The organism is Pseudomonas sp. NIBRBAC000502773 (genome assembly GCF_006517195.1).
Taxonomy (GTDB): Bacteria; Pseudomonadota; Gammaproteobacteria; order Pseudomonadales; family Pseudomonadaceae; genus Aquipseudomonas; species Aquipseudomonas marginalis.
Map to the genome: position 1 here is coordinate 6,252,352 of NZ_CP041189.1, position 13,982 is coordinate 6,266,333.

At 61.5% G+C, this 13,982-nt stretch carries 13 protein-coding genes and 1 pseudogene; 6 read left to right on the forward strand and 8 right to left on the reverse strand.

What is annotated here, in order from left to right:
* Positions 1–43: 43 nt before the first annotated feature.
* Both NIBR502773_RS28630 and NIBR502773_RS28635 read left to right on the forward strand, forming a co-directional pair.
* Positions 44–814 (forward strand): class I SAM-dependent methyltransferase, encoded by a 771-nt coding sequence (locus NIBR502773_RS28630; RefSeq protein ID WP_141157558.1) that lies wholly within the window; start codon positions 44–46, stop codon positions 812–814.
* A gap of 91 nt (positions 815–905) precedes the next feature.
* Positions 906–1,691, forward strand: coding sequence for a sulfite exporter TauE/SafE family protein (locus tag NIBR502773_RS28635; protein ID WP_027606416.1), 786 nt, complete (start codon positions 906–908; stop codon positions 1,689–1,691).
* A gap of 307 nt (positions 1,692–1,998) precedes the next feature.
* Here NIBR502773_RS28635 and NIBR502773_RS28640 read toward each other — a convergent pair whose 3' ends face one another.
* On the reverse strand, positions 1,999–3,237 hold the full coding sequence (locus NIBR502773_RS28640; RefSeq protein WP_141157559.1) for an acyl-CoA dehydrogenase family protein: 1,239 nt from the start codon (positions 3,235–3,237) through the stop codon (positions 1,999–2,001).
* Positions 3,238–3,504: 267 nt separating this feature from the next.
* Between NIBR502773_RS28640 and sfnG the strand changes: the two genes are divergently transcribed.
* Positions 3,505–4,590, forward strand: a complete 1,086-nt coding sequence (gene sfnG / locus NIBR502773_RS28645) for a dimethylsulfone monooxygenase SfnG (protein ID WP_141157560.1) — start codon at positions 3,505–3,507, stop codon at positions 4,588–4,590.
* On the opposite strand, the pseudogene NIBR502773_RS28650 reads toward sfnG, so the two are convergent.
* Positions 4,586–5,035 (reverse strand): annotated as a pseudogene (locus NIBR502773_RS28650) (GNAT family N-acetyltransferase); the annotation flags it as partial. The gene sfnG and the pseudogene NIBR502773_RS28650 overlap by 5 nt on opposite strands.
* A 94-nt stretch (positions 5,036–5,129) precedes the next feature.
* On the opposite strand from NIBR502773_RS28650, the gene NIBR502773_RS28655 reads away from it, so the two are divergent.
* Positions 5,130–6,716, forward strand: a complete 1,587-nt coding sequence (locus tag NIBR502773_RS28655) for a RimK family protein (protein ID WP_141157562.1) — start codon at positions 5,130–5,132, stop codon at positions 6,714–6,716.
* A gap of 32 nt (positions 6,717–6,748) precedes the next feature.
* Here NIBR502773_RS28655 and map read toward each other — a convergent pair whose 3' ends face one another.
* Both map and NIBR502773_RS28665 read right to left on the reverse strand, forming a co-directional pair.
* Positions 6,749–7,504, reverse strand: coding sequence for a type I methionyl aminopeptidase (gene map, locus NIBR502773_RS28660; protein ID WP_141157563.1), 756 nt, complete (start codon positions 7,502–7,504; stop codon positions 6,749–6,751).
* The gene (locus NIBR502773_RS28665) at positions 7,501–7,704 is read right to left on the reverse strand and encodes a ParD-like family protein (RefSeq protein ID WP_065941264.1); all 204 of its coding nucleotides are present in this window, start codon (positions 7,702–7,704) and stop codon (positions 7,501–7,503) included. Before NIBR502773_RS28665 ends, map begins: the two co-directional genes overlap by 4 nt.
* Positions 7,705–7,953: 249 nt before the next feature.
* Here NIBR502773_RS28665 and ilvA point away from each other — a divergent pair, with 249 nt between their 5' ends.
* Positions 7,954–8,976 (forward strand): threonine ammonia-lyase, biosynthetic, encoded by a 1,023-nt coding sequence (gene ilvA, locus NIBR502773_RS28670; protein WP_141157564.1) that lies wholly within the window; start codon positions 7,954–7,956, stop codon positions 8,974–8,976.
* Between the two features lie 233 nt (positions 8,977–9,209).
* Positions 9,210–9,479, forward strand: coding sequence for a DUF1652 domain-containing protein (locus tag NIBR502773_RS28675; protein WP_141157565.1), 270 nt, complete (start codon positions 9,210–9,212; stop codon positions 9,477–9,479).
* 61 nt (positions 9,480–9,540) lie between these two features.
* On the opposite strand, the gene NIBR502773_RS28680 is transcribed toward NIBR502773_RS28675, so the two are convergent.
* The 4 genes from NIBR502773_RS28680 to NIBR502773_RS28695 form a co-directional block, all read right to left on the reverse strand.
* Positions 9,541–9,810 (reverse strand): DUF2790 domain-containing protein, encoded by a 270-nt coding sequence (locus NIBR502773_RS28680; RefSeq protein ID WP_115486201.1) that lies wholly within the window; start codon positions 9,808–9,810, stop codon positions 9,541–9,543.
* Positions 9,811–9,894: 84 nt separating this feature from the next.
* Positions 9,895–10,833 carry a carbohydrate kinase gene (locus tag NIBR502773_RS28685; RefSeq protein ID WP_141157566.1) on the reverse strand — a complete coding sequence of 313 codons (939 nt, stop codon included), beginning with the start codon at positions 10,831–10,833 and terminating at the stop codon, positions 9,895–9,897.
* Positions 10,834–10,845: 12 nt separating this feature from the next.
* Positions 10,846–12,327 (reverse strand): xylulokinase, encoded by a 1,482-nt coding sequence (xylB, locus tag NIBR502773_RS28690; protein WP_027606406.1) that lies wholly within the window; start codon positions 12,325–12,327, stop codon positions 10,846–10,848.
* Between the two features lie 173 nt (positions 12,328–12,500).
* Positions 12,501–13,982, reverse strand: coding sequence for a mannitol dehydrogenase family protein (locus NIBR502773_RS28695; RefSeq protein ID WP_141157567.1), 1,482 nt, complete (start codon positions 13,980–13,982; stop codon positions 12,501–12,503).

Genomic DNA, 13,982 nt, shown 5'->3' on the forward strand with positions numbered 1-13,982 from the left:
AGGCGCACACTGTGCCCCCGCTTTACCCGAGGAGAGATTGGCAATGACTGGTGTCCACACGTCTGCTCAACAAGGTTTCTCTACCCAGGCCGCCACCTACGCCCAGGGCCGGCCGAATTATCCCAGGCAACTCACGGGATGGCTCACGGATGTACTCGGCGTCGATGGGCACTCACGGGTGATCGACCTGGGCGCCGGCACCGGCAAGTTCACGCGCCTGCTCAGCACCCTGGCACCCGCGTTGATCGCCGTCGAACCGGTGCAGGCCATGGGTGCGCAGTTGACCCGGCTGTTGCCGGATGTGCGCCTGGTCAACGGCACCGCCGAAGCCATCCCCCTGGAAACCGCCAGCGCCGACGCCGTGGTCTGCGCGCAAGCCTTTCACTGGTTCTCCACCCAGGCCGCGCTGGCGGAAATCCACCGCGTGCTCAAGCCCGAAGGGCGCCTCGGGCTGGTGTGGAATGTGCGCGATGAGTCGGTGGACTGGGTGGCGGCGATCACTGCGATCATTACGCCCTACGAGGGTGACACCCCGCGTTTTCACTCCGGACGCTGGCGCGAAGCCTTCGACGGCAAGTACTTCTCCGACCCCGAAATGACCTGTTTCCCCTATAGCCACGTCGGCAGCCCCCAGGAAGTGATCATGGATCGCTTCCTCTCCGTGAGCTTTATTGCTGCGTTGCCCGAGGCTGAAAAAGCCCTCGTGAGCGAGCAGTTGCGTGGCTTGATCGCCAGCCATCCGGCCCTGAAGGGCCGCGACACGGTGGCGTTTCCTTATCAGACCCAGGCGTATGTCTGTCGTCGACTGCCATAAAAGGCATAAAGTCAGATCATATTGATATAAGTCGTTATAAGAAAAATCGCTATCCTGCGGCCAGAAATTTATAAGGCCGCGGGTAGCGTTGATGGAAGTGGGTAACTTTGGTTTTGTAATTGCGGGCCTGATCGTTGGTTTTATCGTCGGCATGACCGGTGTCGGCGGGGGCTCCTTGATGACCCCGATCCTGTTGTGGTTCGGCATCAACCCAGCCACGGCCGTGGGCACTGACCTACTGTACGCGGCCATCACCAAATCCGGTGGCGTACTGGTCCACAGCAAGAACAAGAACATCGACTGGACCATCACCGGCTGGCTGACCCTGGGCAGCGTGCCTGCGGTGTTGCTGACCCTGTGGTTCCTCGCCAGCCTGCACACCGACCCCAGCGCCATGAACGCAGTGATCAAGCAGGCCCTCGGCGTGGTGCTGCTGCTCACCGCCCTGGCGATCCTGTTCAAGCAACGCCTGCTGGCGTTCGCCCAGCGCCATGCGGGCGATCACTACCATATGAACCCGCGCAACCTGAATGCCCTGACCGTGGTGACCGGGGCGGTGCTGGGGACCATGGTTGCGCTCACCTCCATCGGCGCCGGCGCCCTCGGTACGGTCGCGCTGTTTATCCTCTATCCGTTCCTGGCCACGCGCCGCCTGGTCGGCACCGAGATCGCCCACGCCGTGCCCCTGACCCTGGTGGCGGGCCTGGGCCATGCCGGCATGGGCAATATGGACTGGCACCTGCTGGGCTTTCTGCTGATGGGGTCGCTGCCGGGCATTTACTTCGGCAGCCACATGACCGGCAAGGTCCCGGACGGCGTACTGCGCCCGTGCCTGGCGATCATGTTGATGACCATCGGCTACAAATTGGCCTTTTGAGGTGTACACAGGATTCAAATACACAGGGGCCAAATGTGGGAGGGGGCAAGCCCTAATGCCAGTCAGTTAAGGAGGAACACTGTAACTGTGGTGAGCGGGCTTGCCCCGCGTTGGGCTGCGCAGCAGCCCCAATAAGAGCGCTGCTGTGTGCCAGGCAGGTCCGGGGCTGTGTTTTGGGGCTGCTGCGCAGCCCAACGCGGGCGGTGCGACGATTCGGCAAGCCCGCTCGCCACAGGTTACTGTTTGCCCGTTCTATCTCTTAACTGATCGGCATAGCCCCCTCCCACAGTTTTGACCCCGCTCAGCCTCAGACTTTCGCCGGGCCATTGCCGATCTGCCACACAAACGGCGGCTCGGTGCCATTGATCACCCAGTCCCCCACGATCCGCGCCTTGTAGATCACCGGGTTGTGCGACGACACGGTCCGCGCATTGCGCCAATGGCGGTCGAGGGACTTGCCCTGGCGCACATCCGACGCCCCCAGGGCGTTGAACAACTCACTGGTGGCGCGCTGGATCAGCTCCGACACCACCACTTGCGCGGTGGCTGACTCGATTTCGGCCGCGACGTTGGCTTCGCGCTCGGCGACTTCATCCCCACCGAACCGCGCCAGGTACGCCCGCTGCGCCGGCACGGCGGCTTTCAGCGCGCTGGCTTCGGCGGCGTAGACCCACGCGGCGACTTCGCCCACCACCTGCTGGATCTGGGCATCCTGGCTGACGTGCTGGGCATTGCCGTGGCTGTAGATGCGCTTGCGGCTGCGCACCTGGTGGGCCACATCGCGCAACGCGGCACGGCCGATACCGGCGAGGCTGGCCAGCAGGACAAGTTGGTAGAACGCGGTCTGGTATTTGAAGCGGGTCGCGAAATCGATGACGTTTTCCGCCTCCACCACCGCATCGGTAAAGCGCGAGGTGCCGCTGCCGGTGGTGCGCTGGCCAAAGCCGTCCCAGTCATCGCTGTGCTCCACGCCGGGTTGGCGTGCGCGGGTGGCGGCGATCACATCACCGCCGGTGTCGCTGCGCTGGGCGTACACGTCGATCCAGTCGGAGAAAATACTGCCGGTGCTGTAGAACTTTTCACCGTTGAGTTTCCACCGATCGCCGTCCGGGCTGACCTTGGTGACAACCTCGCCGATGGCCACGGTGCCGATTTCGGTCCAGGCGCAGCCGACGATGTCGCCGTCGACAAAGCGTTTGAACCACAGGTCGCGGCCGGCACTGGGCGGCGCATTCAGGCGGTCTTCGGCAAAGGCGAAATGCCCGCGCAGGGCCTGGGGCACGTTGGAGTCGGCCTCGGCCAGTTCGATCAGCAGTTCGAACAGTTGCGGTAGCGACGCACCGCCACCGCCATATTCTACCGGCACCCGCACCGCGCCGAAGCCGGCCTCCTTGAGCCACTGGATCGGCTCATGGGGCAGGGCGCGGGTTTGTTCGCGTTCCACCGCGCCAGCGGCGATGCGCTGGAAAATCGGACGAAAGCGCGCCGCCAGCGTGGGGTAGTCGACGCCGACAGACAGCGGGTTGATAACGTGGTGTTCGGTCATGAGCAAGGCTCCGGGGCAGTGATCGGTGCCGGGAGTGATTGCACAGTCCGTGCCGGGTCCCAGGGCCAATGTTTATGGGGGATGCACGCTGTTTGCTGTTGCTCCAGCAACAGCAAACCGACAAACCGTTGCAATCCCTGACATTGACATTCCAAGCCTCCCAGCCCCGAATCCACGCCGCACCCCTTGTGGCGCGGGCGTTTGCCCCCGCCTGGCACGCTTGCTGCTCCACACCACGGTACATTCCTTTATGCGAGGTACCGTTCGATGAGTCAGCAAGCCGTGAAATTTGCCTATTGGGTGCCCAACGTCAGCGGTGGGCTGGTGGTCAGCAAGATCGAACAACGCACCCACTGGGGCATCGACTACAACCGCAAACTGGCGCAATTGGCCGAGGAAGCCGGCTTCGAATACGGCCTGACCCAGATCCGCTTCACCGCCGGCTATGGCGCCGAGAACCAGCATGAGTCCGTGGCGTTCAGCCACGCCTTGCTGGCCGCGACCACCACGCTCAAAGTCATCGCCGCGATCCTGCCCGGCCCGTGGCAACCGGCGCTGGCGGCTAAGCAACTGGCGACCATCGACCAGCTGACCAATGGCCGCATTGCGGTGAACATCGTCAGTGGCTGGTTCAAGGGCGAGTTCCAGGCCATCGGCGAACACTGGCTGGAGCATGACGAGCGCTATCGCCGTTCCGAGGAGTTTATCCGCGCCCTCAAAGGCATCTGGACCCAGGACGACTTTACCTTCAAGGGCGACTTCTACCGTTTCAACAACTACACCCTCAAGCCCAAGCCCCTGGGCCAGCCGGAAGTGTTCCAGGGCGGCAGCTCGCGGGCCGCGCGAGACATGGCCGCGCGTGTGTCGGACTGGTATTTCACCAACGGCAACACCCCGGAAGGCATCAAGGCCCAGGTCGATGACATTCGCGCCAAGGCCGCCGCCAACCACCATTCGGTCAAGGTCGGTGTGAATGCGTTCATCATCGCCCGCGACACCGAGGAAGAAGCCCGCGCCGTGCTCGCGGAGATCATCGACAAGGCCGACCCGGAAGCCGTGAATGCCTTTGGCGACGCCGCCAGGCAGGCCGGCAAGGCATCACCCGAAGGCGAGGGCAACTGGGCCAAGTCGAGCTTTGAAGACCTGGTGCAGTACAACGATGGCTTCAAGACCAACCTGATCGGTACCCCGCAGCAGATTGCCGAGCGCATCGTCGCGCTCAAGGCCGTGGGGGTGGACCTGGTGCTGGCGGGCTTCCTGCACTTCCAGGAAGAAGTGGAGTACTTCGGAAAACGTGTATTGCCGCTGGTGCGCGAGCTGGAAGCCAAGGCCGGGATCAAGCAGGTGGCCTGACCAGGGTTTTCTCCAGGCGCAGGGCCGGGGTGTGGTCTGCGTAGTAGTCGTTGACCACGGCGAAGCGCCGGTAGCCGTTGCGTTCATACAGCGCCAGGGCGCCGGGGTTGTCGGTGCGTACCTCCATGCGCAGGTGGGTGCAACCGTGCGTCACCGCGCCGGCCTCGGCATGGCTGAGCAACTGCTTGCCCAGCCCGAGGCCGCGTGCGTGCTCGGCAATGGCGATGGAATACAGGCGCGCGAACACGCTGCCACGACGAAACAGCACCAGCGCATAACCGAGCAACTGCCCATCCTGTTCCGCCACCCGCAATTGGCCGTGGGCGCGGCTGATCATCCAGTGAAAACTGCGCGATGAGAGCCGGTCGCTGCTGAAACACTGGTGTTCCAATGCGACTAATGCCGGTATATCACCGGGTAATGCAACGCGAGAGAAAAGAGCCATATAACCGCCGTAAAAGTTGCGTAACGAAACGGGACTTCCCTAAAAGATCGTGCTTAATAGAAAAGGTCGAGTTCTCTAAAGCGGATCAAATATTATGTCGGCGGTACAAGGTCATTGGCGTGAAGTATCCGAGCAAATCGTCGCGGCGACAATAACATCGAAGGGCTTTTTTTCGGCGCCGCCTCGAAGTAACAGTCAAGTGGTGATCATTGTTGAACGTAAGGAAGATTGGGCCTCCTACTTTCCCAGCGAAGACATCGTCACCGCCCAGGAGTACCTGGAGCAAACCCGGCAGAACGAATCAGGCAAGCGGGTGCAGGTGATCAATCTGTGCCGCAGCTACAAGTACCTGGGGCACGGCTACTACTGCTCTTTGCTGGCCGAAGCGCGCGGACACAAGGTGATTCCTTCGGTGCGCACCATCAGTGAGCTGACCAGGAAGTCGCTGTACGGCCTGGCGCTGGACGACTTGGATAAAACCCTTGATAAAGCCTTGAGTCATCACCTCTACAGTAATACCGAAGGGTTTACCCTGACACTTTATTTTGGCCGGACCACTATAGAACCGCTGCAGGAATTAGCCCGCCAGTTATTTGAAAAATTCCCATGTCCGATCTTGTTAGTTGAGTTCAGAAAACATAACGGTTGGCATATCGTAGGGGTCAAGTCCGGCGTATTGCACAAGTTACGCGACGACCAGGAAGATCAATTCGCCCACGCCCTCGATAACTTCAGCCGCAGGATCTGGCGCCAACCCCGTTCACGGCGTCTGGCCCGTTATGACCTGGCGATCCTCCATGACCCCCAGGAGCAATTGCCGCCGTCCAATGCCAAGGCTTTGGATAACTTCATCCGCGTCGGCAAGGGCCTGGGCATCGATGTGGAACTGATCGAGCGCAAGGACTACGCGCGCCTGGCCGAATACGACGCCTTGCTGATCCGCGAGACCACCAGTGTCGACAACCATACCTACCGCTTTGCCAAAAAAGCCGAAAGCGAAGGCCTGGTGGTGATGGACGACCCGGCGTCGATCCTGCGTTGTACCAACAAGGTCTACCTTACCGACCTGCTCAACAGCCATCAGTTAGGTATGCCTGCCACCGAGATTCTCTACAAGGAACGACCGCAGGACTTCGAACGGGTCGGCGAGCGCCTTGGGTTTCCGCTGGTGTTGAAGATTCCCGACGGGTGTTTCTCCCGGGGCGTGATCAAGGTCGAAAGCCAGCAGGCCTTGCTCAAGGCCACCGCCGAGTTGTTCGAGCATTCGGTGCTGCTGCTGGCCCAGGAATTCTTCTACACCGAGTACGACTGGCGCATCGGCGTACTCAACCGCAAACCGATCTTTGCCTGCCAGTACTTCATGTCCAAGGGCCATTGGCAGATCTATAACCACAAGGCCATCGGCCATGCCATCAACGGCGAATGCCGCACCCTGGCCGTGCATGAAGCGCCCCGGGCGGTGGTGGAACTGGCGGTGAAGACCGCCAACCTGATCGGCGACGGCCTCTACGGTGTGGACCTCAAGCAGTCCGGCGACAAGGTGGTGGTGATCGAGGTCAACGACAACCCCAACCTCGATGCCGGCATCGAAGATGCCTACTTGCAGGACGACCTGTACAGCCTGGTGCTGGAAGAGTTCGTGCGACGCCTGGAGTTGAAACGCCAGGGCCAGGTCTGGTGAGGTTCAAGGCAGTATCTACGGCGGTGGGTGAATCAAGGGCGGGTTTGCAAGGTCAGCACTTCAAAGCCATCCGCCGTCACCGCCACGGTATGTTCCCACTGCGCCGACAGGCTGTTGTCCTTGGTCACCACCGTCCAGCCATCTTTCAGGCTGCGCACCTTGGCGCCGCCCTGGTTGAGCATCGGTTCGATGGTGAACACCATGCCTTCACGCAGTTCCAACCCGGTGCCAGGGCGGCCGAAGTGCAGGATCTGCGGTTCTTCATGCATCTGCTTGCCGATGCCGTGACCGCAGTATTCACGCACCACGCTGTAGCCATTGGCCTGTGCATGGCTCTGGATCGCATGGCCGATATCACCCAGGCGCGCGCCGGGCTTGACCTGGCGGATCCCGGCCCACATCGCCTCGAAGGTCATGTCCACCAGGCGCCGCGCCTTGGGCGCGACGGTGCCGATCATGTACATCTTGCTGGAGTCGGCGATAAAACCGCCTTTCTCCAGGGTGATGTCGATGTTGATGATGTCGCCGTCCTTGAGGATTTCCTCGGCGCTGGGCATGCCATGGCACACCACCTCGTTGATCGAGGTGTTGATGGAGAAGGGGTAGTCGTATTGCCCGAGGCTGGCGGGGCGGGCTTTCAATTCGTTGCGGATAAAGGCTTCGACGGCGCTGTCCAGTTCCAGGGTGGAACGGCCGGCGGCGACAAACCCGTCGAGCATGTCGAATACCTGGGCCAGCAGGCGTCCGGATTCACGCATTACAGCCAGTTGGGCGGTGGTCTTGATCATTGGCTGCGCCCCCGGATCAGGTCGGGCTTGTCCAGCAGCAGTTTGTTGATCAAGTCGTGGTAGGGCAGGCTGGGGTTCAACTCGGCGAGCAGGCCGACCTTGATCCAGAATTCGGCCTGGGCGTTGATGGAACGGTCCATGGCCGCACTGGCCAAGCGGAGTTGTTCGTGCAGTTGGTCGCTGATCTTGACGATGCCCATGAGGTTCACTGTAGTGGCTGGATATACGAATCGTATATGTTTCGTATGTTGTCAGTAAACATGATGTTGACTTGATCCGGATGGCCGGTTAATTTCCAGGCATGACCTATCCAGCCTTCCGCAGCCAGCCAAGCATTATTACCGCCATTCCTCATTTGGCGGGATAGCACACGGCTGCACCCCAACCCGCCTTAGAGGCGGGTTTTGTTTGTTCCGTCTCCAGGGCCTTTAAAAACCAGGAGACACCCCATGAGCACGTGCCCCGCCCCGTCTACCGCTGATATGGCATTGCTTGAACACTATGTGAAAAAGATCCTCGCCGCGCCGGTCTATGACCTCGCGGTGCGCACGCCCCTGCAAGCCGCACCGGCACTCTCGGCAATGCTCCGCAACCAGGTGCTGCTCAAGCGTGAAGACCTGCAACCGACCTTTTCCTTCAAGATTCGCGGTGCCTACAACAAGCTGGTGCAGCTTACCGGCGCGCAGAAAGCGCGCGGTGTGGTGACGGCGTCGGCGGGTAACCATGCGCAAGGCGTGGCACTGGCGGCGAAGACGCTGGGGCTCCAGGCGCGGATCGTGATGCCGTGCAGCACGCCGGAATTGAAGGTGCTGGGCGTGCGCTCCCGGGGCGCCGAAGCGGTGCTGCACGGCGAGAGCTTCCCGTTTGCCCTGGCCCATGCGCTGCAACTGGCCGAGATGTCCGGCTGCACCTTCGTTTCGCCCTTCGATGACCCGGAGGTGATCGCCGGCCAGGGCACGGTGGCCATGGAAATCCTGCGCCAGCAACAAGGTCCGTTGGACGCGATCTTCGTGCCCGTGGGCGGCGGTGGCCTGATCGCCGGCATTGCGGCCTACGTCAAATACCTGCGGCCCGAGGTGCGCATCATCGGGGTCGAACCCGAAGGCTCCAGTTGCCTGCTCGCCGCACTGCAGGCCGGGGAGCGGGTGGTGTTGCCGAGTGTCGACGGGTTCGCCGATGGCACCGCGGTCGCGCAGATCGGCGCCTATGGCTTTGAGATCTGCCGCGATTGGGTCGACGAAGTGATCACCGTCAGCAATGACGAACTGTGCAGCGCGATGAAGTTGATCTATGACGATACACGTTCCATCACCGAACCTTCCGGTGCGCTGGCGGTGGCGGGGGTTCGCAAGTACGTGGCCAGTCGTGGGGTGAGTGGACAGACCTTGGTCGCGGTTAACTCAGGTGCAAATATCAACTTTGATAGTTTGCGATATGTTGCTGAAAGAGTGGCGGCACAAGCTGCAGTTTAATTCGAAGCGTGGGGTTAAACGATTAATCGAAGCGGTTCGACGATGATTTAACTGAGGTGACCTAAGCTATATAAATTCCTACATTGCTTATGAAGAAAAGTTACAACAAAAACGGAATTTGCCGAGTAGGCTTGTAAAGGTAAGCGTCTTCCAGGGCTGGCGAGACGTGGCAGGCACGCGCCTGCAGACTTATAACAATCGATTGGCAAGTCTCAAAAAAGGAGAGGTTGGCCATGCTTTCGGAATTAGAACTTCGCAGCATTATTGAAGGAAGTTTCCTGCCTAAACGGTGCGAATGCACCAAAGCCGAAGATGCTTCGCTGACGATCAAGGTCTACGACGACCGCGACCGTGACCGGGTGGATTTGGAAGTCAAAGGTATAAACGCCGACAAACTCGACAGCAGTCGAGCTATTTGCAACCTGATCACCGGGTTGCGTGAAGACCTCAAGCACAGCCATGCACCTGTCCAGCAGCGGGCTGGAGGGCGCAGTTACTACTGATCGTTGGTCATGAACGGTGGGCCTGGTAAATGCCAGGCCCAATGCTGTTTATATTTGCCCATCAATTCTGGAAGTCGCAGGCTTCGGACATTTTCCGGTAGCTCACGTCTTCCACTTTGCCCGCCTTGTCCAGGAACTTGATATCCGCGTTGATGACTTTGCAGTCGCTGGTCGGGGTTTCGTTCATGGCCAGGACCTTGGCAATGTTCATCGGCATGCCGTAATGATAAGGCACGGGTTTGACCGCCTGGGTTTGATCGTCAGCCTGGGCCAGGCCCGATACTGCCGCCAGCGCCAGGGCGCCGCCGAGCATTAAGGTGTGCAGTTTCATGGTGGTGCTCCGCAAGTGAGTGGAATTTCACTCTCGACTTGCGGGATTAACCATCGATTAATTTTGCCCTGGCTGACAAAACCTTCATCCAAGCTGCTGGCGATACGGCAAGTCCGGCCCGGTCTTGCCGCACGTCAGTGCCGCAGCGCGGATGGCGAAGCCGAGCATGGCGTCGATCTGCGCGCGGGTCAGTTGTTGCAGGCCTTGCACCGAGTCCAACTCGTGCTCGGTCAGCCAGGCAATCAACGCGGCCTGGAAGGTATCCCCGGCACCCACGGTATCCGCCATCACCACGCGCTGTGCCGGTTGCGACCAGGTGCCATGCTGACGGCTGAACACACTGGCGCCATCGCCGCCACGGGTGAGGAACACCAGCTGGCAACGGTGTTGCAGCCAGCCCTGCAGCACGCTTTCCGGCGACTGGCCGGGGTAGAGCAGGTGCAGGTCTTCGTCGCTGACCTTGATCAGGTCGGCATGCTGGGCCAACTCAGCGACACGGTCGCGCCACAGCTGGATATCCGGCTGCGGATTAAGACGCACGTTGGGGTCGAGGCTGATCAGGCGCTTGCCGCTTTCGCGCTGGACCAGGTTCAGCAGAGTGTCGCCGATCGGTTGCACCACCAGGGAGAACGAGCCGACATGCAGGCCGCGCACCTCATCGCCGAGGACCGGCAAATGCGCGACTTCCAGCAGTCGGTCGGCGCAGCCTTCACCCCGGAAGTTGTACTGCGGTGAACCATCGGCGCCCACCGCGACCATCGACAAGGTGGTCGGCGCGGCAAACTCCAGCAGGAACTGCTCGCTGACGCCTTCATCCTTGAGCACCTGCAACAGGCGACGCCCGAGGAAGTCGCTGGACAGGCCGCCGAACAACCCGGCCTCGATGCCCAGGCGGCGCAAACCCACCGCGACGTTGAACGGTGAGCCACCGGCAATCGCCTTGTAAGTGACCTTGGAGGCCTGCCCGCTGGCATCTTCCTCGCTGAAAAAATCAAACAGCGCTTCACCACACACCAGATACATAGTCGTTCGCTCTTAAAGGGTTGCCACGTGCTGTTGATAGCGTTCGTAAGCCAGTTGGTAGGCGCTGACATTGGCCGCCACCGGCAGGGTACGGCTGGCCGGGTCGACGCTCACGCATTTGTCGCACAGGCTGGCCAGGGACTCGCCGGACTGGCTCCACGCCGCCTGGATCGCCGCGCCCAGGGCGGCGGCTTCGCTTTGTTCGGTGCAGATCACTTCGGTGTTCATGATATCGGCGACCATCTGCCGCCACACCGGGCTTTTCGAACCACCGCCGATCAGGCGGATGCTCTGGCTTTGCAGGCCGGTGTGGCGTAGCAGATCGAGGCCGTAGCGCAGGCCGAACGTGGTGCCTTCGACCACCGCGCGGCACAGGTTGGCACGGGTCAGGTTGGTCATGGTCAGCCCATGCAGGCTGCCGGTGGCGTGGGGCAGGGCGGGTACGCGTTCGCCGTTGAGGAACGGCAGCATGCTGACGCCATCGGCGCCAATCGGGGCTTGCTCGACCAATGCGTTGAAAGCGTTGAGGTCCAGCTCGAACAACTCGCGAATCACCCCGGTAGCGTTGGTCAGGTTCATCGTGCAGATCAACGGCAGCCAACCGCCGCTGGACGAGCAGAAGGTGGCGACCGACGCCTGCGGGCTCACGTTGGGCTGGTCGGCGAAGGCATACACGGTGCCGGATGAGCCCAGGCTCATGGTGATCACGCCGGGGGCGATATTGCCCGTGCCGATGGCGCCCATCATGTTGTCGCCGCCGCCGCTGGACACCCTGGCATTGGGGTTGATGCCCAGGCGTTCGGCGATGGCCGGCAGGATCGTGCCTACGCTTTGATCGGCTTCGATCAATGTCGGCAGCGCAGCTTCGAGACGGCCGCTGGGGTCGATGTGCTTGAGCAGCGCCATATCCCAGGTGCGGGTGCGCACGTTGAAGTAACCGGTGCCCGAGGCATCGCCGTATTCCGCGACCGCGCGGCCGGTGAGCCAGTAGTTGAGGTAGTCGTGGGGCAGCAGCACATGGGCGATGCGCGCGAACACATCCGGGTGCTGCTCGCGGGTCCACAGCAGTTTCGACACGGTGTAGCCCGGCGCAATCGCCACGCCCAGGCGTTCCAGCGAGCCGCTTTCGCCGCCCAGGTAGGCCAGCAGGCGCTCGTTCTCCGGCGCGGTTTCGGTGTCGCACCACAGCTTGGCCGGGCGCAGCACCTGGCCGCTGTCATCGAGCAACACCAGACCGTGCTGCTGGCCGGATACGCCGATGCCGAGGATGTCCTGGCCGTCCACGCCGGCCTGTTGCAAGGCGCGGTGGGTGGCTTCGGTAAAGGCGTCCAGCCATTCCTGGGTGTGCTGCTCGCGACGGCCATTGGCGCCGCTGATCAGGGTGTGCGCGGCGGCGCCCAGGCCCAGCACCTTGCCGCTGGACGCGTCGAGGACGATGGCTTTGGTGCCTTGGGTGCCGCAGTCGATGCCGAGGAACAGGTTTTGCTGGGTCATGATGGAGTGCTCAGCAGTCTTATTTTTCGGATTGGTAATACATTCAACATGTGGGAGGGGGCTTGCTGTGGTGAGTGGGGCTTGTCCCCCGACGGGTTCACCACAGATTTGTGGGCTGCTTCGCAGCCTGGCGCGGGGCAAGCCCGCTCACCACAGCAAGCCCCCTCCCACATTTAAGCCAGTTTCTTCAGGAGGTTCTGTAGGGTTTCGGTGACGCCGTTATCACGCAGGCTCCCATAGCACCGCTCGAACGCTGCCACAAACTCAGGCGAGTTGGGAATAGCCGTGCCAAAAATCTCTTCCACCCCCAGCAACCGCTGGCTGATCAGTGCATCGTCACTCACCAGCCCCTGGCAGAACTCGGCGCGCGGATCTGGGATCGTGTAGCTCACGCCATTCTCATCCACGCCCTTCAAATACAAGGCCCAGGCCGCGACCACCAGTGCCGCACGCTCGGTCTCGCGCCCGTCGGCAATCAGGCGGTTGATGGTCGGCACGGTGAACTTGGGAAACTTCGACGAGCCGTCCGAACACACCCGTTCCAACTGGTCGGCAATCGCCTGGTTGGAGAAGCGGTCCACCAGGGTCTGCTTGTAGTCGGTCAGGTCGATGCCCGGTACCGGCGCCAGGTTCGGCGTGACGTCGAGGTCCATGTAGGCGCGCATGTAGGCCACGAACAGCGGGTCGTTCATGGTCTCGTGCACAAACCGATAACCCTTGAGAAACCCCAGGTAGGTCAGGGCCAGGTGGCTGCCGTTGAGCAGGCCGATCTTCATCTCTTCATAGGGCGTCACATCGTCGGTGAACTGCACGCCGACCTTTTCCCACGCCGGGCGGCCGTTGACGAACCTGTCCTCCAGCACCCACTGTACAAAGGGTTCGCAGACCACCGGCCAGGCATCGTCGATGCCGTGTTCATCGTGCAGTTGCAGGCGGTGGGCGGTGCTGGTCATCGGCGTGATGCGGTCGACCATGGCGTTCGGGAAGCTCACATGGGCCTTGATCCAGTCATGCAGCTCGGCATCGTGCAGGGCGGCGAACGCCAGCAGTGCCTTGCGCGTGACGGCGCCATTGTGGGGCAGGTTATCGCAGGACATCACGGTAAACGCCGGAATGCCGGCCGCGCGGCGCTGGGTCAATGCCGCGCAGATAAAGCCGAACACGGTTTTTGGCGACGACGGATGAGCCAGGTCATGCTGGATCTGCGGCAGGTGGGCCATGAATTCGCCGTTGCTGTCGTCGATGCAGTAGCCGCCTTCGGTGATGGTCAGCGAGACGATGCGAATCTCGGGGCTGGCGAGTTTATCGATCAATGCCCGGGCGCTGTCTTCGGCCAGCAGCATGTCGCTGATCGAGCCGATCACGCGCACTTCGGTGTCGTCGGTGTCGCCCAGTTCGTACAGGGTGAACAGGTAGTCCTGGCCGGCCAGGTCGTCGCGGGCCTTGCGGTCCTCGCTGCGCAGGCCAATGCCGCAGATGCTCCAGTCCAGGCCCTCGCCGGTGTTCATCAGTGCGTCGGTGTAATAGGCCTGGTGCGCGCGGTGGAAGCCGCCGACGCCGATATGGGCGATACCCTGGGAGGTACTCGCAATGGCGTAGGCCGGCAGTTTGATTTCCGGCGCCAGTTGGGTGAGGTTCTGTTTATTCAGTTTCAT